Annotated in this window: 23 protein-coding genes and 1 tRNA gene; 12 read left to right on the forward strand and 12 right to left on the reverse strand. The window is 67.9% G+C overall.

Translation table 11 applies throughout. The annotated features are described in order from the left end of the window. From kasB to aceE, 6 genes are all read right to left on the reverse strand, one after another. Positions 1–1,269 (reverse strand): 3-oxoacyl-ACP synthase KasB, encoded by a 1,269-nt coding sequence (gene kasB / locus V4U86_RS09830; RefSeq protein ID WP_395311053.1) that lies wholly within the window; start codon positions 1,267–1,269, stop codon positions 1–3. A 25-nt stretch (positions 1,270–1,294) separates the two neighbouring features. Beyond that, entirely contained in the window at positions 1,295–2,545 is a 1,251-nt protein-coding gene (kasA, locus tag V4U86_RS09835) for a 3-oxoacyl-ACP synthase KasA (protein ID WP_395311054.1), read from the reverse strand. After that, positions 2,542–2,838 carry a meromycolate extension acyl carrier protein AcpM gene (gene acpM / locus V4U86_RS09840; protein ID WP_395311055.1) on the reverse strand — a complete coding sequence of 99 codons (297 nt, stop codon included), beginning with the start codon at positions 2,836–2,838 and terminating at the stop codon, positions 2,542–2,544. The genes kasA and acpM overlap by 4 nt, the downstream gene beginning before the upstream one ends. 108 nt (positions 2,839–2,946) lie before the next feature. After that, positions 2,947–3,852, reverse strand: coding sequence for an ACP S-malonyltransferase (locus tag V4U86_RS09845; protein WP_395311982.1), 906 nt, complete (start codon positions 3,850–3,852; stop codon positions 2,947–2,949). Between the two features lie 145 nt (positions 3,853–3,997). Continuing rightward, positions 3,998–5,284, reverse strand: coding sequence for a PucR family transcriptional regulator (locus V4U86_RS09850; RefSeq protein ID WP_395311056.1), 1,287 nt, complete (start codon positions 5,282–5,284; stop codon positions 3,998–4,000). A 65-nt stretch (positions 5,285–5,349) separates the two neighbouring features. After that, complete coding sequence (gene aceE / locus V4U86_RS09855) at positions 5,350–8,139, reverse strand: pyruvate dehydrogenase (acetyl-transferring), homodimeric type (RefSeq protein WP_395311057.1); 2,790 nt, start codon at positions 8,137–8,139, stop codon at positions 5,350–5,352. Positions 8,140–8,291: 152 nt separating this feature from the next. Between aceE and V4U86_RS09860 the strand changes: the two genes are divergently transcribed. From V4U86_RS09860 to V4U86_RS09875, 4 genes are all read left to right on the forward strand, one after another. After that, complete coding sequence (locus V4U86_RS09860) at positions 8,292–8,873, forward strand: hypothetical protein (protein ID WP_395311983.1); 582 nt, start codon at positions 8,292–8,294, stop codon at positions 8,871–8,873. Positions 8,874–8,984: 111 nt separating this feature from the next. Further along, a complete protein-coding gene (locus V4U86_RS09865; RefSeq protein ID WP_087024679.1) occupies positions 8,985–9,416 on the forward strand; it encodes a DUF3052 domain-containing protein in 432 nt (143 codons plus the stop codon). Next, complete coding sequence (locus tag V4U86_RS09870) at positions 9,416–9,877, forward strand: peroxiredoxin (RefSeq protein ID WP_395311058.1); 462 nt, start codon at positions 9,416–9,418, stop codon at positions 9,875–9,877. Before V4U86_RS09865 ends, V4U86_RS09870 begins: the two co-directional genes overlap by 1 nt. A 58-nt stretch (positions 9,878–9,935) precedes the next feature. Then, positions 9,936–10,007: transfer RNA gene (locus tag V4U86_RS09875), tRNA-Val, on the forward strand. Between the two features lie 58 nt (positions 10,008–10,065). On the opposite strand, the gene V4U86_RS09880 is transcribed toward V4U86_RS09875, so the two are convergent. Then, positions 10,066–11,139, reverse strand: coding sequence for an alpha/beta hydrolase (locus V4U86_RS09880; RefSeq protein ID WP_395311059.1), 1,074 nt, complete (start codon positions 11,137–11,139; stop codon positions 10,066–10,068). Positions 11,140–11,175: 36 nt separating this feature from the next. On the opposite strand from V4U86_RS09880, the gene V4U86_RS09885 reads away from it, so the two are divergent. From V4U86_RS09885 to V4U86_RS09915, 7 genes are all read left to right on the forward strand, one after another. Next, positions 11,176–11,334 carry a hypothetical protein gene (locus V4U86_RS09885; protein ID WP_395311060.1) on the forward strand — a complete coding sequence of 53 codons (159 nt, stop codon included), beginning with the start codon at positions 11,176–11,178 and terminating at the stop codon, positions 11,332–11,334. Positions 11,335–11,384: 50 nt separating this feature from the next. After that, on the forward strand, positions 11,385–12,407 hold the full coding sequence (locus V4U86_RS09890) for a zinc-dependent alcohol dehydrogenase family protein (RefSeq protein ID WP_395311061.1): 1,023 nt from the start codon (positions 11,385–11,387) through the stop codon (positions 12,405–12,407). Positions 12,408–12,516: 109 nt separating this feature from the next. Then, positions 12,517–13,158 (forward strand): hypothetical protein, encoded by a 642-nt coding sequence (locus V4U86_RS09895; RefSeq protein ID WP_395311062.1) that lies wholly within the window; start codon positions 12,517–12,519, stop codon positions 13,156–13,158. After that, positions 13,155–14,126 carry a hypothetical protein gene (locus V4U86_RS09900; RefSeq protein ID WP_395311063.1) on the forward strand — a complete coding sequence of 324 codons (972 nt, stop codon included), beginning with the start codon at positions 13,155–13,157 and terminating at the stop codon, positions 14,124–14,126. Before V4U86_RS09895 ends, V4U86_RS09900 begins: the two co-directional genes overlap by 4 nt. Positions 14,127–14,314: 188 nt before the next feature. Next, positions 14,315–14,590, forward strand: a complete 276-nt coding sequence (locus V4U86_RS09905) for a hypothetical protein (protein ID WP_395311064.1) — start codon at positions 14,315–14,317, stop codon at positions 14,588–14,590. Positions 14,591–14,736: 146 nt separating this feature from the next. Further along, on the forward strand, positions 14,737–15,762 hold the full coding sequence (locus V4U86_RS09910; RefSeq protein WP_395311065.1) for a D-2-hydroxyacid dehydrogenase: 1,026 nt from the start codon (positions 14,737–14,739) through the stop codon (positions 15,760–15,762). Positions 15,763–15,884: 122 nt separating this feature from the next. Continuing rightward, a complete protein-coding gene (locus V4U86_RS09915; protein ID WP_395311066.1) occupies positions 15,885–16,016 on the forward strand; it encodes a hypothetical protein in 132 nt (43 codons plus the stop codon). A gap of 308 nt (positions 16,017–16,324) precedes the next feature. Here the strand turns inward: V4U86_RS09915 and V4U86_RS09920 are convergent, their stop codons facing one another. Genes V4U86_RS09920 through V4U86_RS09930 form a run of 3 tightly spaced genes read right to left on the reverse strand, consistent with a single transcriptional unit; the run spans position 16,325 to position 18,256 of the window. Further along, a complete protein-coding gene (locus V4U86_RS09920; RefSeq protein WP_395311067.1) occupies positions 16,325–16,951 on the reverse strand; it encodes an SOUL family heme-binding protein in 627 nt (208 codons plus the stop codon). A gap of 43 nt (positions 16,952–16,994) precedes the next feature. Continuing rightward, on the reverse strand, positions 16,995–17,390 hold the full coding sequence (locus V4U86_RS09925; protein ID WP_395311068.1) for a VOC family protein: 396 nt from the start codon (positions 17,388–17,390) through the stop codon (positions 16,995–16,997). A 38-nt stretch (positions 17,391–17,428) separates the two neighbouring features. Further along, the gene (locus V4U86_RS09930; RefSeq protein ID WP_395311069.1) at positions 17,429–18,256 is read right to left on the reverse strand and encodes an oxygenase MpaB family protein; all 828 of its coding nucleotides are present in this window, start codon (positions 18,254–18,256) and stop codon (positions 17,429–17,431) included. 36 nt (positions 18,257–18,292) lie between these two features. Here V4U86_RS09930 and V4U86_RS09935 point away from each other — a divergent pair, with 36 nt between their 5' ends. After that, a complete protein-coding gene (locus V4U86_RS09935) occupies positions 18,293–19,255 on the forward strand; it encodes a cobalamin biosynthesis protein (RefSeq protein WP_395311070.1) in 963 nt (320 codons plus the stop codon). Here V4U86_RS09935 and V4U86_RS09940 read toward each other — a convergent pair. Both V4U86_RS09940 and V4U86_RS09945 read right to left on the reverse strand, forming a co-directional pair. Next, positions 19,209–20,060 (reverse strand): SURF1 family cytochrome oxidase biogenesis protein, encoded by an 852-nt coding sequence (locus V4U86_RS09940; RefSeq protein ID WP_395311071.1) that lies wholly within the window; start codon positions 20,058–20,060, stop codon positions 19,209–19,211. The genes V4U86_RS09935 and V4U86_RS09940 overlap by 47 nt on opposite strands. Further along, positions 20,057–20,485 carry a low molecular weight protein-tyrosine-phosphatase gene (locus V4U86_RS09945; protein ID WP_395311984.1) on the reverse strand — a complete coding sequence of 143 codons (429 nt, stop codon included), beginning with the start codon at positions 20,483–20,485 and terminating at the stop codon, positions 20,057–20,059. The genes V4U86_RS09940 and V4U86_RS09945 overlap by 4 nt, the downstream gene beginning before the upstream one ends. Positions 20,486–20,532 lie beyond the last annotated feature (47 nt).

Consider the following 20,532-nt stretch of genomic DNA (forward strand, 5'->3'; position numbering starts at 1 on the left):
TCAGTATTTTCCGAAGGTGAGCGCGACGTTGTGCCCACCGAATCCGAACGAATTGTTGATCGCGTACTTGTAGTCACCGGACCGCGGCTCGCCAGCCACGACATCCAGGTCGATCTCTGGATCCAGATTCTTGAGGTTCAGCGTCGGCGGAATCACCCCGTCCCGCAAGGCGAGCACGGTGAGGATGCTCTCCACCGCGCCCACCGCGCCGACCGAATGGCCCAGAGCCGACTTCGGTGCGTACACCGCCGGCTTGTGCCCCTTCATCGCCCGGTTGATCGCCACACCCTCGGCGACATCGCCCACCGTGGTCCCGGTGGCATGCGCGTTGACGTGGTCGATATCGGAAGGCTGCAGCCCGGCCAGTTCGATGGCGCGGGTCATCGCGTAACCGGCCTGTTCCCCGTTGGGGTCCGGCGCAACGATGTGATAGCCGTCGGAGGTCACGCTGGCACCCATGATGCGGGCCAGGATGTTGGCCCCGCGGGCCTTCGCGTGCTCCTCGGTCTCGATGACCATCATCGCGGCGCCCTCACCGAAGACGAACCCGTTGCGGTCCCGGTCGAACGGCCTGCAGGCGCCCTGCGGGTCGTCGTTGGTGTTGGACAGCACGATCCGCATCTGGGCGAAGCCGGCGATCGGCACCGCCTCGATCTTGGTCTCCACACCACCGCAGATGGCGACGTCCGCCTCGCCGAGGACGATGTTGCGCCAGGCGTTGGCAATGCCCTCGGAACCCGAGGCGCAGGCCGAGATCACGGTGCTGACGCCGGCCCGGGCCTGGCGCTCCAGGCCGACGGCCGCCGCCGCCCCGTTGGGCATGTACATCTGGACGACCAGCGGGGAAACGGCCCGAAGACCCTTGGCGCGCATGCCGTCATAGGCGAAGACGAGTTCCTCGGTGGAACCCAGCCCCGTCCCGATGGACACCATGAGCCGCTTGGGGTCGACGTCGGGGGAGCCCGCGTTCTCCCATACCCGGCGTCCGATGACGGTCGCCATCTTCTGCAGGTAGGAGTGTCGGCGAAGCTCGACGCGGGTCAACTCGCTGTCGAAATCCTCGAGCAGGTGCCCGCCGATGCGGACCGGTAAGTCGTACTCCTCGACGAACGGGTCATCGAGCTTGCGGATTCCGCTCTCGCCGTCCAGTAGTTTCTTCCAGGTCGTCTCCGCATCGGTCGCCAACGCGGTCGTCATGGCGATGCCAGTGACGACCACGTTGGGTAGACCGTTCCCCGTAGACAGCTTGTTCAAGCCGTTCCCCACCATCTGCTACCGGTTCTTCTTGGTTACCTCAGTAACGTCCGAACGCCAGAGCCACATTGTGGCCGCCGAATCCGAACGAGTTGTTGATGGCGTACTGGTAGTCGCCATACCGAGGCTCTCCCGCGACAACATCGAGATCGATCTCAGGATCGGGAGTCTCGTAGTTGAGCGTCGGCGGAATCACACCGTCACGCAGTGCCAGCACCGTCAGGATCGACTCCAGGGCACCCACCGCACCGATCGAGTGGCCCAGAGCCGACTTCGGTGCGTACACCGCAGCATGCTCCACCCCCGCCACCCGAATGGCGTTCGCCTCCGCGACGTCACCGATCGAGGTCGATGTGGCGTGCGCGTTGACGTGGTTGATGTCCTTGGGCGACAGACCCGCGGTCTCCATCGCGCGCTTCATGGCCTGGCCGGCGCGAGCGCCGTCCGCGGCCGGAGCCACCATGTGGAACGCATCGGAGGTGATACCGGCACCCATCAGGCGGGCCAGCGGCTTGGCGCCGCGGGCCAGGGCGTGCTCTTCGGTCTCGATGACCATGAGCGCACCCGCCTCGCCGAAGACGAACCCGTCGCGATCCTTGTCGAACGGGCGCGAGGCGCCTTCCGGATCGTCGTTGCGGGTCGACATCGCACGCATCATCGAGAACGCCGCGATGGGCAGCGCCTCGATGGCACCCTCGACACCACCGCACACGGCGATATCGGCGTCACCCATGACGATCTGGCGCCATGCGTGGGCGATGCCTTCCGAACCCGAGGAACAGGCCGACACCGGCGTGATGACACCGGCGCGGGCCCCGAGCTCGAGGCCGACGACGGCGGCAGCACCGTTGGGCATGATCATCTGAACGGCGAGCGGGGACACCTTGCGGGGCCCGCCCTCGTTCATCGCGTCATAGGTCTCGACGATCTTCTCGCCGCCACCCAGCCCGGTGCCGATCACGACCGAGAACCGGTCGGGATCGACCTCGGGCTTACCCGCGGTTTCCCACAGCTGGTTGCCGAGGTACTTGGCCATCCGCTGCACGTAGGACATGCGCCGCATCTCGAGGCGGGACATCAGCGGATCGAGCGGCTCCTTGAGGTGCCCACCGATCTTGGCTGCCAGGTCCCACTTCTCGACGAAGTCGTCCTCGAGCTTGCGGATGCCGCTCTCGCCGGCCAGCAGGCCCTTCCACGTGCTCTCGATGTCCGGTGCCAGTGAGGTGGTCGCCGTAACGGCGGTCACCACGACATTCGGGAACCCGCCGTTAGCAGTGGAAGGTTTGGTCATTCCGAGCCAAACTTCTCGCGCAGGGCAGCAGCAGCCTCGGGGTTCTCGGCTTCGAGCTTCTGGATGTAGGCGACGACGTCACCGACGGTGCGCAGGCCGGCGAGGTCCTCGTCGGGGATCTTCACGCCGTACTTGTCCTCGGTCTGCACCGCGATCTCGACCATCGACAGCGAGTCGATGTCCAGGTCGTCGACGAAGGACTTCTCCAGCGTGACCTCGGACGGCTCGATACCGGTGACCTCTTCGATGATCTCGGCGAGACCGGCGATGATTTCTTCCTGGCTGGCGGCCACGATGTGGCTCCCTTCATTTCTTTCTCGTTGCCCGAAAGCGAGTGCGATCCGGGGTAAAGCTCTTATGTGGTTGTGACTGTGGGTGGTGCTCGGGTGGACGTGCGCGCTCTACAGCTCGGCGAGCCCGTCCAGGTCTTCGGGCGCCTTGATCGCCTTGGTCGGGGTGCCTTTCAGCTCGCGCTTGGCGATGCCTACCAGGGTGCCCGCGGGCGGGAACTCGACGATGGCCCGCACGCCCAGGCCGCGCAGCGTCTCGCTGCACAGATCCCAGCGCACCGGCCGCGTCATCTGGGCGACCAGTTTGGTCATGGCGTCCGCGGCGTCGGCGACGGGCTTGCCGTCGGCGTTGGACAGCAGGGTCGCGGTCGGCTCGTTGGTGGCCACCTCGGCCGCGGCGGCGGCGTAACCCTCGGCGGCGGGGGCCATGTAGTGGGTGTGGAACGCCCCGGCGGTGGCCAGGACGCGGACCCGGGCCTTGGCCGGCGGGTCCTCGGCCAGCTTCTCCAGCGCGGCGACCGCGCCGGCGGCGACGATCTGTCCGGCGGCGTTGCGGTTGGCGGGGATCAGATCCAGGCGGGCCAGGGCTTCGAGGACGTCGGCCTCTTCGCCACCGAGGACGGCGGCCATGCCGGTGGGCTCCAGCGCGCAGGCCTTGGCCATCTCGGCGCCACGGGTGGCGGCGAGCTTGACGGCGTCGTCGGCACTGATCACACCGGCGATGGCGTAGGCGGCGATCTCACCGACCGAGTGGCCGGCCACCGCGGCATCGCCGGAGAGCACACCGCGGCGGGTGGCCTCTTCGTGGGCCAGCAGCGTCGCGGCGACCACCAGGGGCTGGGTCACCGCGGTGTCGGTGATCTCTTCTGCGGTGGCGGTGCTGCCGAGGCGGACCAGGTCCAGCCCGCTGATCTCCGACCAGGTGGCCAGACGCTCGGCGGCACCCGGCAGTTCCAGCCACGGGCTGAGCATGCCGGGGGTCTGCGAGCCCTGTCCGGGAGCAAGCAGCGCAAGCACAGTGTTTTCAGGCACGGATTAAGAAAACACTGTGAAGTGCTCTTCGTGCCGTGTAAGAGATTATGAACCTTGTCTTATTCTTTTGTGGAGAGTCTACAAAACCGCACGTGACGCGACCGTGCTGAGACCGAGCCGCGATCTGCGGTCACGAGGCGTAGCCACCCCACCGTGTCGTTTGCTGTCCACCGGACATCGCACCGGGGCTATTTGCTGTGGTGAAGTGGCTTCCGTCACCCTTGAGTCGACCGACCGTGGTCGCGACCCGCAGGACGTAGGCGTCGCGGGGCACGGTCGGATCGCGGCCTGTGAAGTCCGTGATTCGCTTGAGTCGGTAACGAACTGTGTTTGGATGAACCGTCAATTTACGTGCGCACGCCTCTATGGCACCGCCGGAATCGAGGTAGGCGTCCAGGGTTTTGGCCAGCGCCGGATCGGCGTCGGCGAGCGGGCGCATCACCTCGGTCGCCAGGGCGGCCACCGCGCTGGGATCGCCGAGCAGCGCCCGCTCGGGTAGCAGTTCGCGGGATGAGACCGGCCGGGGTGCGTTGCTCCAGCCGGCCACCGCGTTCATTCCGGCGATGGCTTCGGCGGCGCTGCGGTGTGCGGCGCCCAGCGTCGGCACCGTCGGGCCGACGACCACCGGACCGTCGCCGAACACGTTCAGCAGCTCCGCGGGGAACCGTTCGGTCGGGGACAGGCTGCCGGTGATGATGGTGACCAGCCAGGTGCCGTGCACGTCGGACAGTGCCGAGCGCCCGCACTTGTCCGCCGCGGCGTGTACATCGTCGCCGGTCTGGTCGAGCCGGTCCGGGCGGGGCAACCCGACGATGACGGTCGCCTGGGAGGTTGCGTCCCAGTTCAGCGCGGCCGCCTGGGACTGCAGTTCGGGGCCGATGTCCCCGCGGACCACCGCGTCGACCAGGTTGGCCTCCATCCGGGTGTCCCAGGCTCCGCGCGCCTCGGCCTGATCGGCATAGGCCGTGGCCGCCGCGAAGGCCAGGTCGCGGCTGTAGCGCAGGATGCCCGCGGTCAGCGCCGTCAACTGCTGCTCGTTGCGCGCCAGTAAAGGCACGACCTCCTCGAAGAACTCCATGGTGACGCGCACCATCTCCACGGATTGGCGCAGGGCCACCCGGCGGCGCAGATCCTGGGGCACCACCTCGAAGGCCTGCGCCGTGTAGCCGACATCGCTGTCCGGGTCGCGCATCCATTCGACGAAGTTGATCACCGCGGTCTGCACGACGAGTTGCACGCTGGCGCGCTGGGATGCCTCCAGGTCGGCGAAGAACGGCAGCCGGGTCTCCAGCGCATGGACGGCCTGGGTGGACAGCGTGCCCGAGTACTGCTTGAGCCGGCGCAACGCCGATTCGGGCACGCTTTGCAGCACTTCCAGCGTGGATGCCGGGGGAGGAGCGAACCGGTTGTCGGGCATCCCCAAAAGATACGCCTCACTTTTGTGAGTAGGCGATATAGGGATGCCCGACCGTCCGGTCTGGGTCAGGCGCTACCGGTGTCCGCGTAGGAAACGTCGGCCGCCGTCACGTCGTCGATGCGGTACTCCTTGGCCGCTGCGACCGCGACCGACGGGTCGATCTCCCCATCCCGGGCCAGCGCCTCCAGCACCGCCACCACCACCGATTCGGCGTCGGTGTTGAAGTACCGCCGGGCCGCCGGGCGGGTGTCGGAGAAACCGAACCCGTCGGTGCCCAGCGTCACGTAGGTGCCCGGCACCCACGGCCGGATCTGCTCCGGTACCGCACGCATCCAGTCCGACACCGCGACCACCGGGCCGGCGGAATCGGCCAGCACCTCGGTCACGTAGGCGGTCGGCGCCTGCTGGTCGGGACGACGCAGCCGGGCCTTCTCCACCGCGACACCGTCCCGGTTGAGCTCGCCCCAGCTGGTCACCGACCAGACGTCGGCGGCGACATCCCACTTCTCGGCGAGCAGGTCGGCCGCCTTGAGCGCCTCGGGCATCGAGACGCCCGACGCCAGGATCTGCGCGGTGCTGGACCGCTTCTCCGGCGCCGCGCGGAACCGGTACATCCCGCGCAGCACGCCCTCGGGGTCGAAGTTCTCCGGCTCCGCGGGTTGCACGTACGGCTCGTTGTAGATGGTGATGTAGAAGAAGATGCTCTCGGGATCGTCGCCGTACATCCGCTTCAGACCGCTTTCGATGATGTGCGCGATCTCGTAGGCGAACGCCGGGTCGTAGGTGACCGCGGCCGGGTTCGTCGAGGCGAGCAGCAGGGAGTGCCCGTCGGCGTGCTGCAGCCCCTCACCGGTGAGCGTGGTGCGGCCCGCGGTGGCGCCGAGCACGAAACCCTTGGCCATCTGGTCCGCCGCGGCCCACAGGCCGTCGCCGGTGCGCTGGAACCCGAACATCGAATAGAAGATGTAGATCGGGATCATCGGCTCGTTCTGGGTGGCATAGGACGTGCCCACCGCGGTGAACGAAGCCGTGGACCCGGCCTCGTTGATGCCCTCGTGCAGGATCTGGCCGACTTCGCTCTCCTTGTAGGCCAACATCAATTCCGAGTCCACCGCGGTGTAGAGCTGCCCGTTGCGGTTGTAGATCTTCAGGCTCGGGAACCACGAATCCATCCCGAAGGTGCGCGCCTCGTCCGGGATGATCGGCACGATGCGCGGCCCGATGTTCTTGTCCCGCAACAGTTCCTTGAACGTGCGCACGGTCGCCATGGTGGTGGCAACCGGCTGCTTGCCGGAGCCCTTCTTGAGCGCGGCGTAGGTATCGGTGCCGGGCAGCTTGAGCGCCTTGGACTTGGTGCGCCGTTCCGGCAGGAACCCGCCCAGGGTGCGCCGGCGGTCGAGCAGGTACCGGATCTCCGGGGCGTTGGGCCCGGGGTGGTAGTACGGCGGCAGGTAGGGGTCCTTCTCCAGATCGGCGTCCGAGATCGGCACCCGGGTGACGTCGCGGAACGTCTTGAGGTCTTCCAGCGCAAGCTTTTTCATCTGGTGCGTGGCGTTACGACCCTCGAAGTGCTGGCCGAGCGTGTAGCCCTTGATGGTCTTGGCCAGGATGATCGTGGGCTGGCCCTTGTGCTCCATCGCCGCGCGGTAGGCGGCATACACCTTGCGGTAGTCGTGACCGCCGCGCTTGAGGTTCCAGATCTCCTGATCGGTCATCGGTTCCACGAGAGCCTTGGTGCGCGGATCGCGGCCGAAGAAGTGGTCGCGGACGTAGGCGCCGTCATTGGCCTTGTAGGTCTGGTAGTCACCGTCGGGCGTGGTGTTCATCAGGTTGACCAGGGCACCGTCGCGGTCGGCGTGCAGCAGGGCGTCCCACTCGCGGCCCCACACCACCTTGATGACGTTCCAGCCGGCACCCCGGAAGAACGACTCCAGTTCCTGGATGATCTTGCCGTTCCCGCGTACCGGGCCGTCGAGGCGCTGCAGGTTGCAGTTGACGACGAAGGTCAGGTTGTCCAGCGCCTCGTTGGCCGCCACCTGGATCAGGCCGCGGCTCTCCGGTTCGTCCATCTCACCGTCGCCGAGGAACGCCCACACATGCTGATCGGTGGTGTCCTTGATGCCGCGGTCGGCCAGGTAGTGGTTGAACCGGGCCTGATAGATCGCGTTCATCGGGCCCAGGCCCATCGACACCGTCGGGAATTCCCAGAAGTCGGGCATCAACCGGGGGTGCGGGTAGGACGGCAGTCCGCCGCCGGGATGGCTGTGCTCCTGACGGAAACCATCCAGTTGGTCGGTGGACAGCCGGCCCTCCAGGAAGGCGCGTGCATACACGCCGGGGGAGGCGTGCCCCTGGATGAAGACCTGGTCTCCGCCACCCGGGTGGGATTTGCCGCGGAAGAAGTGGTTGAACCCCACCTCGTACAGCGACGCCGAGGACGCGTACGTCGAAATGTGGCCGCCCACACCGACTCCCGGGCGCTGGGCTCGATGCACCATGATGGCGGCATTCCAGCGGATCCAGGCTCGATAACGTCGCTCGACATCCTCGTCACCGGGGAACCAGGGCTCCAGTTCGGTGGGGATGGTGTTGACGTAATCGGTGGAGGTGAGTGCCGGGATGGCGACCCGCTTCTCCCGGGACCGCTCCAGCAGGCGCAACATCAGGTAGCGCGCGCGGGCCGGTCCGTGCCGGTCCAGCATCTCGTCGAACGATTCCAGCCATTCGCCGGTCTCGTCGGGGTCGATATCGGGCAGATAGGAGGCAACGCCCTCCCGGATGACGCGAACCCGGTCGGGTTCGCCTGTGGTGCCTGAGTTTTGGGCCAGGTCGTGGCGCGCGAACTCGGTGGTCAACTACGGCTCCTCGGTAGAAAGGTGCTTGGTATCGGATAATTGGCGCTTGTGGCGCCCTCTATCGTCCCCCTATCCTGCCGCACTCGGCCGCGCGGGGTTGGCTACCGCAATGATCTGCCGTTCGGGCGGGTGAACCGGTAGGTTTGGCGATGATGCTGAATAGTTGGCGGGGCTGTCCTGCACCGACGCGTCTGCGCATCGCTGCGCTGGTACTGGGCGCGCCGGCCGCCCTGGCCATGGTCGTGGTCGGATGCGCCAGCGTCACCAGCGGTACCGCGACGGTGGACAAGGCCGACGCACCGGTCTACCAGGCCTCGGTGTCCGCGTCGATCGCCGAGTCCGAGGCCAGCGCCAGCGCGCGGGAGTCCGAACGCCAGGTCTCGATCACCAAGCGCGCCGTGCACAGCTCGTGCGAGGCGCTGAGCAACACCAGCGCGGAGGCCATCACCGCGGTCAACGGCTACGTCGACGCCTACAACCAGAACGCCGACGTGGCGGCGACGGCCAGGCCGGCCATCGACGCGCTCAACGGCAGCGCCGATCAGGTCGCGGGCAGTCTGTCCGATCCGCTGGGGCCGGAGTTGAGCGGCGCGCTGACGCGCTGGGTGGACGCCGCACGGGCGGTGGCGTCGGCGATCGCCACCGATATCGGGCCCGGCCCGTTCAACGACGCGATCAACCAACTGAACGATTCCCGGACCGTGGCACTGGACCTGTGCGACGCCGCCTACTGATGAGTTTGGTCCAACTTGCCGCCAGACGGCGGGTAACACAAGACGACATGCGACGATAGGAGCTCCAGAATTTCGGAGGCTCACACGAAGCAGCAAGAGGGAGGACAGAAGGTGGTCGCGGCGGGGAAGGATTCCGACCCGAACTACGCCCAGAAGTTGGGCATCGCCAAGGGTCAGAACGTCCAGGAGCTTGGTTGGGACGAGGACACCGATGACGATATCCGGGCTGATATCGAGGACGCCATCGGCGGCGAGCTGCTCGACGAGGACTCCGATGAGGTGGTCGATGTCGTCCTGCTGTGGTGGCGTGACGACGACGGCGACCTGGTCGACCGGCTGATGGACGCCATCACGCCGCTGGCCGATGACGGCGTCATCTGGGTGGTGACGCCCAAGACCGGTAAGCCCGGCCATGTGCAGCCCGCCGAGATCGCCGAGTCGGCGCCCACCGCGGGCCTGATGCAGACCTCGTCGGCGAACCTGGGTGGCTGGATCGCCAGCCGGCTGGTGCAGCCGAAGTCCAAGGCCGCCGGCCGGCGCTGATGCTCCAGGTCGGTGCCGCCGCGCCGGACTTCACCCTCAAGGACCAGCACGGTCGCTCCGTCACGCTGTCGTCCCTGCGCGGGCGCAACGTCCTGCTGGTGTTCTTCCCATTGGCCTTCACCGGGGTGTGCGAGGGCGAACTCGGGGAGATCCGCGATCGGCTGCCCGAGTACGAGAACGAGGACACCGCGGTGCTCACCATCTCGGTCGGCCCGCCGCCCACCCACAAGGTCTGGGCGGTGCAGAACGGGTTCCTGTTCCCGGTGCTGGCCGATTTCTGGCCGCACGGGGCGGTGACGCAGTCCTACGGCGTGTTCAACGCCGACGCCGGCTACCCGAACCGGGGCACCTTCGCGCTCGACCGGGACGGGGTGATCCGGTTCGCCGAGATGATGCAGCCCGGCGAGCCCCGTGATCAGTCGGTCTGGCGGGCAGCCCTGGCGGTGTTGCGCAGCGACTGAGGATTCTCGGCACGGGATTTCTCCGCATGCGGGCACGGCGTGTAAGTTGCCTGCGACGGGGCGCGTAGCTCAGTGGTAGAGCTCTGGTTTTACACACCAGCGGTCGGCGGTTCGATACCGTCCGCGCCCACTCAAGTTCTTGCAGGTCGACACCGGTGTTCCCGCCCGGGTCGGCGTCGTTGTTTCGGTCAGGCCAGGTTCTGGCCGAAGAATCTGTCCAATTGGTCGAACGGGATCATCTCGGTGCGGTCATACAGATCCACATGACCTGCGCCGGGCACGATCACCAGTTCCTTGGGTTCGGCGGCCTGAGCGAAGGCATCTTCGCTGAAGTACCGCGAGTGTGCGTTCTCGCCGGCGATGAAGAGCAATGGTCGCGGCGAGATCGTGGCGATCTGCGTCATCGGGAAGAAGGCGTTCATCGCCGATTGACTGGTGTAGGTGAACTCGGTGGTGGACCGCGGGTGCTGACCGCGGGGTGTGCGGTAGTAGTCGAAGAACTCCCGGTCCACTGCAGTGGCTTCCGGTGTCAGTTGCTCAAGAGTGCCGGCCACCATCTGGGGTGCAGCACCGTCGACCTCGGCCCAGCGCTGCTGGCCGACGGCGGCGAGATTCGCCTGCCGTTGGCGTTCGGGGACGGTGTCGTTGAGTCCTTGCCGCAAGGCGCGACCCATGTCGTACATGCTCACGGTGGCCAACGCGCGGATGCGTGGGTCGGCTGCGGCTGCGGCCAGCGAGAAGCCGCCGCTGCCGCAGATGCCGATCACGCCGATGCGGTTCCGGTCGACCAGCGACCGGGTGCCGAGGTAGTCGGCGGCCGCGCTGAAGTCCTCGGTGAAAGCTTCGGGGGAGGCGATATTGCGAGGTGTCCCACCGCTTTCGCCGCCGTATGAAGCGTCGAAAGCAAGTGTTACGAAACCTCTTCGAGCCATCTGCTGGGCGTACAGTCCTGAGGTCTGTTCCTTCACTCCGCCGTACGGGTGGCCGACGATGATGGCGGCATGACGCATCGAGGAATCGATGTTCGCCGGAATATACAGGTCGCCGACCAGGTCTATGCCGAGCCGGTTCTCGAAACTGACCTTCTCGACGTCAACGCCGTCACTCTTGGGAAACGTCTTGTCCCAATTGACGACTGATGAGGAATCGGCGCGTGGGTGCACGTCTCCGGATGACGAGCCGCACCCGGTCAGCGCGAGCGCGCCGACCGCGACCATGGTGGCACCCAGCGCGGGTTTGAGGAGGTTTGTCAGCGATGTCATCGTTTGACCTTTCGATTGTTGTCCTGGTGTACCGCTGTGCACTGGGTCAAGCGGTGTATCCGCCGTCGAGGCGTCAAGCATTGGCACGGCGCCGCCGGCGACGCGGCCATGACGCACATCGCCGTCCAGGCGACGGTGGACGGGCGGGCCGTGGACTGGATGGAGCACGTCACCGACGAGCAGTACCGCGGCTGACGCGGCACCCGCCGCCGCGGCCACACCGAACAGGAAGTGAGGAACTCACCATGCGTGGAGTCGTCATGCACAGCCCCGGCGACGTCCGGGTGGAGGAACGCGACGAACCGACGATCATCGAGCCCACCGATGCGGTCATCCGGCTGAGCGCCTCCTGCGTCTGTGGCTCTGACCTGTGGCCGTATCGAGGTATCGAGCCGCCTGATCACCAGGTGATGGGCCACGAGTACGTCGGCGTCGTCGAGGAGATCGGCTCGGAGGTCAGCAACGTCAAGGTCGGTGATTTCGTCGTCGGCTCGTTCTTCGCCTCCGACAACACCTGCGAGATCTGCCGGGCGGGCTACCAGAGCCGATGTGTGCACGCCGTGTTGATGGGCGCCGCGATCGGCACCCAGGCCGAGCGTGCCCGTATTCCGCTGGCCGACGGAACCCTCGTCGCCACACCTGGACAACCCGACCCCGAGTTGATTCCGTCGCTGCTGGCCGCGTCCGACGTCCTGGGCACCGGGTGGTTCGCCGCAGTGGCGGCCGAAGCGGGGCCGGGAAAGATCGTCGCCGTCGTCGGTGACGGTGCGGTGGGACTGATGGGCGTGCTGGCCGCCAAGCAGTTGGGCGCCGAACGGATGATCGTGTTCTCGCGTCACCCTGACCGTCAGGAACTCGCCCGGTTCTACGGCGCCACCGACCTCATCGAGGAGCGCGGCGACGCGGGAGTCGCCCAGGTCAAGGAACTGACCGACGGCCTCGGCGCCCACAGCGTGATCGAAGCGGTCGGCACCGAGGAGTCGATGATGCAGGCGATCCGCTCCACCCGCCCGGGAGGCCACGTCGGCTTCGTCGGGGTCAACCACGACGTCGCGCTGCCCGGTGGCGAGCTGTTCTTCTCCGCGGTCCACCTGCACGGCGGACCGGCGCCGGTACGCCGTTTCCTTCCCGAACTCATCCAGTTGATCTGGGACCGCAAGATCGATCCCGGCAAGGTCTTCGATCTGACACTGCCGCTGTCCGACGCCGCGGAAGGCTATCGGGCAATGGACGAGCGCCGTGCGGTCAAGGTGTTATTGACCATTTAGCGTTCGTGACCTTGCACCGGCCGCCGCTGCACCCCACCACTCCAACCCGTCGTGATTCGGGTAGCGAACTACTTATGTCACCGCGCCGAACAAGGTGCACCGTCATGCCATGACAAGGCACGGAACAGCGCGCGCGGCCGTCGGTATGTTGTGCGTCCTGACCCTGGCATGCTGCGCCAAGCAGGTCGACCCACCGGTGACTGGTTCCGCACAGTCGACTGCGGCGGCGCCCACGACGTCGCGGACACCGCCAGAGGCGCACGGCTCCCCGATGGGTCAGGGGGACGGTGAGGCGCACGGCGGCCCGGTCGGAGATGGCGCGAAGGACGGGCAGGCACTGGCCTCGCCGATCACCATCCCGGCGATTCAACAGCAGGGTCAACCGGTCGACGACGATCCGGAGCGATATCCCGGCGGCGTGATCGGGTACGTGGAGAACGCGATTCGCGAACAGTGCCCCGACGGCACGCTGTGCGGCTTCACGGTCACCGCGGCCCGCCACGAGCCGGATCCGCCCGCCGATGTCTCCGCGCAACGCGACTTCTGTGCGTTCATCCAGTCCCCGGACCAACAGCAGCCCGTCACCCACACCGAGCCGGCGGTCATCACGCTGAACTGCGTCTGGCATTACACGGAGCCCGTGGACCCCAGCCCAGAGCCCGACCCCGAGACACCGGATCCCGCCACGGACACGTCGACATCCGAATCATCTGCAACGCCCGCCACCGAGACCGACGAGGTGCCGGAGTGATCAACGCGCTGACCACCGAAGAGACGCCGACCGGATCGGAAGCCGAGCCTCAAGCCCGCCCGCCGTCCGCCGATCTGCCGCGGTTGGCCCGCATCGTCGGTGCCGCGGTGGCGCCGACAACAGCGGTGACCGCCCTGCTGTTCTACTTCGGCTGGTCGCACGCCTACTACTTCTTCGACTACTTCGGCGTGCACTCGACGACCTTGGGGCTGACCACATCCGACTATCTGATGCGCAGCCAGGACGGACTGTTCGTGCCACTCGTCGTGCTGGCCGTGGCCGGGTTGATCGCCGTCCGGGTGCATCACCTGATCTGTCGGCGCATCGCCGCCGATCCGACGAATCCTCGTTGGCGGCGGGCCAGTTGGGGCGTCACCGCGGTCGGGGCCGTGGGCGCGGCGGCCGGTGCGCTCAGCATCGTGGTGAAGACGCCGCTCAACGACCGGGTGGCCGCGGCACCGCTCACGCTCGCCGTCGGCATCCTCTTGATCGGCTATGCCACCTATTTGCGGCGCAGCCTGCTCGGCCCGGACCCTGGGGCAGGCCCGAGCGGGCTCGCGCTGGCGGAGTGGGCGACGATCTTCGTACTGGTCGGGCTCAGCTTGTTCTGGGCCGCCAACGACTATTCGGCCGCGGTCGGGCGGTCCCGGGCCGCGCAGTTCGTCCGGGAGCTGCCCACCTACCCCAGCACCATTCTGTACAGCGAGAAGAACCTCAACATCGCAGCCCCCGGTGTGACGCAAACCCATTGTCCCGCAGTAGATGCAGCCTACGCGTACCGGTACGACGGGTTGAAGCTGGTGCTCCGGTCGGGCAGCCAGCTGGTGTTCCTCCCGACGGACTGGACCTCGCACGACGGAGTCGCGGTGGTGATCCCGCAGTCCAATGCCATCCGGTTGCAGTTCGTCGGCAGCGCCGGTCTGGGTGGCGCCGGTGCCGCGCCCGAGTACGCGTGCAGCGCGGTCTGACACCGCACAGCCCGAGGTGGGGATAACCCCCGGTGAAGCCTGAGGCTTACCGGCTGGGGAACCGGGCGACGAAGTCCGAGGATGTATGAGTACGACGCATCGTCGAGAAGTGTTGGTGCATCTCATGACCTTGCGGGCCCGGAGTCCGCTGCCGGGCTGATGGAACTCTGCCCGAAAGGAATTCAGAAATGCTGAGCATACGTATCGGGTCGGCCGCGCTCATTGCGTTGTCGGCGAGTCTTTTTGGAAGCACGCCCGCGGCGTCGGCCGCACCATCGGGCACATCGTCGGCCGCCGAGACGGTGCAGGACCTGCGCGCCCAGGGCTACAACGTGCAGGTGAACGGAACCCGCAACGGACCGCTGTCCAACTGTTCGGTCCAAGGAATCCGGGGCCCGTTCGAGGACGGTCCCGGCGCTACGGTTTACGTGGATCTGTCCTGCCCGGCGGAGTACATGTACTGAGCAGGCCGGCGCCGGCCTCGAACTGAGCAGTCACCGATGCCGGTTCTGGTGTCTACTGGTCTCGTGCGGGCGACAAACAGGCTGGAGACGAGACACCCGGTGACGGCCGATCCGAGGACGGCCCCGCCCGTCGCCGCCGTCCGGTCATGAGCCCACTCGACGTCCTCATCGCCTCCTATCTGCCACCCGACCTCGTCGAGCAGATCGCGGAGACGGACCCCCGGCTGCGGGTGCACTACCACCCCGAGTTGCTGCCCGAACCCCGCTGGCCCGCCGACCACGTCGGCACCGCCCGGACCTTGAGCGCCGAGCAGGACGATCAGTGGACGCGGCTGCTGGCGTCGGCCGACGTGCTGTTCGACTTCGACTGGCGCCGCCCGGCCGAAACGTTGACGCAGTCGCCGCGGCTGCGGTGGGTGCAGGCCACCGCGGCCGGAGTGGGCACCCGGATGGCGACTCTGGGGCTGCGGCACACCGGACTCACCGTCACCACCGCCTCGGGCGTCCACGCCGGCCCGCTGGCCGAGTTCGCGCTAGCCGGCATCCTGTACTTCGCCCGCGATCTACCCGGTCTGGCCGCCGACCGCCGCGACCGGCTGTGGCACCCGGGCGGGGTGACCGAACTCGCCGGCCGCCACGCCCTCATCGTCGGGGCCGGGCAGATCGGCACCCGGATTGCCGAACTGCTGGCCGCCTTCGATGTCACCAGTACCGGCGTCGTGCGCCGGCCACGCGACCTCGGCGCGCCGTTCACCGCCTCGCTGACCCGGGACCAACTGGCCGCGCGCCTGCCGACCGCCGACATCCTGGTGGTCGCCGCACCGATCACCGACGAGACCGAGGCCATGATCGGCGCCCGGCAGCTCGCAGCGCTGCCCGACGGGGCCATCGTCGTGAACGTCGGTCGGGGAGCGACCATCGACGAGGACGCGCTCGTCGACGCGCTGAGGAGCGCGAGGGTGCGCGCCGCGGTACTGGATGTCACCCGCGTCGAGCCGCTGCCGCCCGAATCGCCGCTGTGGGACCTGGACTCGGTGATCCTGAGCCCGCACGCGGCGGCCAACGCACCGTCGGAGAACGCGAAGATCGTGGACATCTTCACCGACAACCTGCGCCGTTTCCTGGACGGCAGCCCGCTGCGCAACCTCTACGACCATGCCGCCGGATACTGATCGGGCGAGAAGGAAGGCTCCGTGTGCAGGTCGGACAGCTGAGTCTGTCATCTTCTAACGTGTTGCGCTGCAACCCGTCAGCGGTGTCACGGTCGGCGACCCGCAGATCCAGACTGTCCGGGTTGCGCCGCATCCAGTCGGCGGCCACCCGGCGCAACCAGGACCACGCGGGTGCCGGTGCGCCCGCACTCGGCACCGCGACCAGGCGCACCTCATCGGGTGAGCCGTCCGCGGCGATGTCGTCGAGAACCTGATGCAGGGTGGGCGACCCGATCTGCAGATTAGGCCAGCCGGGCCCCGACCTGATCGGCGAGGTTCGTCAAATCCGTTTCGCGCGCAGGACTGTCGGCTCCCATACCGACCAGAACCAGGTGGTGCATGACGCAACCACCCTCTCGGGGAACTCCGCCCCGGTAGGAAGAACAGAGGTGTGGCGACGGTCTGGCTCACGAACGCCCGGGGGCGCTGCGTTCACAGTGGCGGTACCGCGCCGGAATCACACCGGCTTCCTCGTGCTACCTCATATGGACGGCTGGACTGTAACAGTCGGCGCCACCCGCCCTCACGCGCTCAACGGCACCGCGACCTCGTTGCGCCGCCGGAACGGCAACGTCCAGGGCGGGTCGTAGAACCAGGCCACCGGATCGCCGTCAGGATGGAACCGACTGCCGTGCAGCGCCTTCAGCAGTTCGGCGGACTTCTTCGTGACGGCCGTGGGGCTGCGGTCACCGGTGAACCGCAGCACGGCGAACCGTTCCGCGGGCACCTGCACCACCGTCACGGTCGGGTCGTCGGGTTCGGGCAGGGTGTCCATCGACCACTTGGAAGGCATGTAGAAGCGGATGACGGAGTCGCCGCTGCCACCCTGGTTACTCTGCGCCACCGGTGCGGTCATGGCGATCTTCTCGCCGTGCTGGGCAACCGGGGCCGTCATCGCGATCGTCTCGGCGCGGTGGTTGCCCCCGAAGATGTAGCCGGCCAACCGCCGGAACCCCTCGCTGCGGGCATCGCTGCCGTCGCCGGAGACCCGGGTCTGCGCCGCGATGCGCGGCCCGTACCTACGGATCTCGACGTCGCCGAGGCGGTCCTCCTGAAGATAGAACGGCTCTTCGGTACCGATCCGGACGCCGAAGATACCTCCGACTCCTTCGGCGAACTGGACGGCGGCGCCTGTGATCTTCGTCAACATGCCTCTGGAGGTACCCACTGCTGCAAGGTTTACTCCGGCGCACCTAGGCGGGCGGGGCGAAGAACTCCAATGCGATTCCGTCCGGGTCCCGGAAACTCAGCCCGGACCCGTAATGCGCATCCACGACGCCGCCGTGCGCGATGTTCAGCTCGTCGAGCCGGGCGGCCCAGTCCTGCAGTTCAGCGCGGGACGCCACGCCGAATCCGACATGGTCCAACCCGGCCCGGAATTCGGTGAACGCACCGCCCTCGATCGGTTGATCGTGCTGATGGATCCCGAACAGCGTGCCATCGTCGAGCGCCCACACCAGATGCCGGAATCCGCCGTCGGTGTGTTCGTCGAGCACCGGGTCGGCACCGATAAGGTCGCGGTACCAGCGACCGCTGGCCTCGATGTCACTGACGGTGACCGCCACGTGATTGAGCGTTGCGAATGTCATGACTTGCCCTCCTGGTTGGCCTTCCTGCTTCGTCGGTTTCACACCACCCGCTTGCCGCGTCGGGCGCGGGCCCGCATATCCCAGAGGTACAGCTGGTAGCCCAGCAGCCACACCTCGCGCGGGACGACCCGGTCGGTCACCCGCAGTGCCACGAGCAGCGCGTCGAACACCCGCTGCCGCTGTGCGCCCCACGGCAGCCGCATCAAGGTGCGGAACTCGGCGGGCAGGAAACCGGTCGTGGCGAACAGGTTCAGGGGGCCGGCCAACTGGGGGAGCGGAAACGGCAGGAACACCAGCGCGGCGACCCCGTGCAGATGCGCGCGCACCGGTTCGTCGATGCGCAACTCGTCCAGCGAGCGGTTCCAGTACTCCGCGAAGGCGACCCGGTCCGCCGGCCACATGTCCTCGCGCACCTGCAGGGTGGTGCCCAGCCGGGCCGCGTCCCGGTACACCGCGTCGGCTGACTCGTCGTCGAGCGGGCCGTACAGGAACTCGTGCTGGTCGACGTAATACCGGTACAGGCAGGCCGCCACCCACAGTTGCAACCGCGGGTCGAATGCGTTGTAGCGCACCGGACTGTCGGGACGTGACCGGACCCGGCGGTGTGAGCTGTCCACCGCCGCCTGGATCAATGCCCGGTCCCGTTCGGTGCCCAGCGTCGCCGCGGCCAGATAGGTGCCGGTGGTGCGGGCCCGTTTGAACGGGTGTTTGTAGACGTTGCCGCTGTCCACCGGGCTCTCCAGCACGCCGTACCCGACGCCGGGGGAGGCCAGCTGCATGATCACGTTGGCGGCCGGCGCCAGTGCCGCGGCGGGATTGATCAGATCGGCGACCCGCCGGGGGTGCCGCGGCGGACCCAGCCTCATGGAGTCGAGTACACCACCTTGTGAGACGCTGCCGACGTGTTTGTGCGCAGAAGCTCAGCCCGAGCCGTCGGCCTGGCGGCCGGTTACCTGGCCGACGTGTGCCTGGCCGACCCGCAGCGGGGCCACCCGGTGGCCGCGTTCGGGACCGTCGCTGCCGCACTGGAACGCCGCAGTTACGCCGACAACCGGGTTGCCGGGGCGGTGCACACCGCGGTGCTGCTCGGCGGGCTGGGTGCGCTCGGGGTGGCGGTGGAACGCACCGGGCGCCGCCGCGGACCTCTCTGGACGGCCGCGACCACCGCGCTGGCCACCTACGTGGTGCTCGGCGGGACTTCGTTGGCCCGCACCGGCGGCCAGCTGGCGGACGCGCTGGAGCGCCGGGACACCGACGGAGCGCGGGCCTTGCTGCCGTCGTTGTGTGGACGGGACCCGGCGGCGCTGGACGCCCCGGGCCTGGCTCGGGCCGCGTTGGAGTCGGTCGCGGAGAACACCTCCGACGCACAGGTCGCGCCGATCCTGTGGGGCGCGGTGGCCGGGGTGCCGGGCCTGCTGGTGTACCGCGGCGCGAACACCCTCGACGCGATGATCGGTCACACCTCCCCGAAATACCTGCAGTTCGGCTGGGCCGCAGCACGGTTCGACGACGTCGTGAACTACCTCGGGGCCCGTGCGACCGGACTCATCGTGCTGGCGTGCAGCGGTGCGCCGGGGGCGGCCTGGCGGGCCTGGCGGCGCGATGCGAGTAAGCATCCCAGCCCCAACGCGGGGGTGGCCGAGGCATCGTTCGCCGGAGCGTTGGGCGTGCGTCTGGGCGGCCCGACGCAGTACGCGCACCGCCTGGAGATGCGGCCGACCCTGGGCGATGGCCCGGCGCCGGAAGCCGCGGATCTGCGTCGCGGGGTGCGGCTCTCGCGGGCGGTACAGCTGGGGGCGACGGTGTTGGCGGTGGCCGTCAGCGCCGCTTGCCGTACCGGTCGGCCAACTTCTGCTCGGTGCTGACCGGCGCCGGTTTGGTCGGCCCGGCGGAATCGGCAGCCTCGGCGTTTTGGGCGTTTGCGAGCGCCTTTTCCCGGCGCCGCACCTTGACCTCGGCCATCACGAAATACGCGACCCCGATCGGGGCGATGATGCCGAATGCGATCCACTGGATCCCGTAGGACAGGAACGGCCCGGCGTCCAGGACAGGCAGCGGGATGACGCCGAGGCCGCCGGGCTGATCCTCGACCAGCTGCAGGTAGGACCCGGTCAGCGGGACACCGGTGAGCGTGGAGATCTGTCCCGGGTTGATGGTGTACACCTGCTGGGCGCCCTCGGCGACGAACGGGTCCTTGCCCGGGAACAATCCCTCCGCGTCCCGCAGCCGCGCGGTGATGGTCACCGGCTCGGCCGGGGCCGGGGCGATGGGCGGCACCGCGGTGCCCTGCTCGGGCTTGACGTAACCCCGGTTGACCAGGACGGTCGGTCCGCCGTCGACGTCGAACGGGACCAGAACCTCGTAGGCCGGGGCGCCGTCCACCGACCGCAGCCGGGCCAGCACCTGCTTGTCCGGCAGGTAGCGGCCGGTGGCCGTGACCCGCTGCCACTGGTGTTCGTGCGCCGACGAATCCTGCTCCGGCAGATACGTCGTCAATGCCACCGGCTCGGTGTTCAGCGAGCTGGCGATCTGGGCGTTCTCCCGCGAGGTGGTGGTGTTCTTGCCCAGCTGCCAGGGCGCCAGCACCGTGAAACACAGCCACGCGAAGGCCGCCACCACGACATAGAGCGCGAGCCACTGCGGCCGTAACAGGAACGCCCAGCGCTTCATGAGTGCCGCTCCAACTGTTCGTCGATCCACTCGTGCAGGCCGGGCAGCGATGCCTCGATGACGGTGAAGACCGACTCGAAATCCTCCGGGCCGCCGTAATACGGGTCCTCGACGTCGAGGGTGAAGGCCGCCGAGCGCGGGTCGAACGACCGCATCATCCGCAGCCGCTCCGGCGGCACACCCAGCTCGGCAAGGAAGCGCTGGTGGTTGCGCCCCATCGCGACGACCATGTCCGCGGCCAGGTGATCGTCGTCGAGCTGCGCGGCGCGGTGCGTGCTCGGGTAGCCGTGCGCATGCAGCACCGCATTGGTGCGGTGATCCGCCCCGTCGCCGGCGTGCCAGCCGCCGGTGCCGGCGCTGGTCACCCGAACCCGCTCGGCCAGACCGCGTTCCTGGATCTGGTGGGCCAGCATCTTCTCGGCCATCGGGGAGCGGCAGATGTTGCCCGAGCAGACGAAGGCCACGTGCAATC

Origin of the sequence: Mycobacterium sp. AMU20-3851 (assembly GCF_043974665.1) — a bacterium.
Classification (GTDB): Bacteria; Actinomycetota; Actinomycetes; order Mycobacteriales; family Mycobacteriaceae; genus Mycobacterium.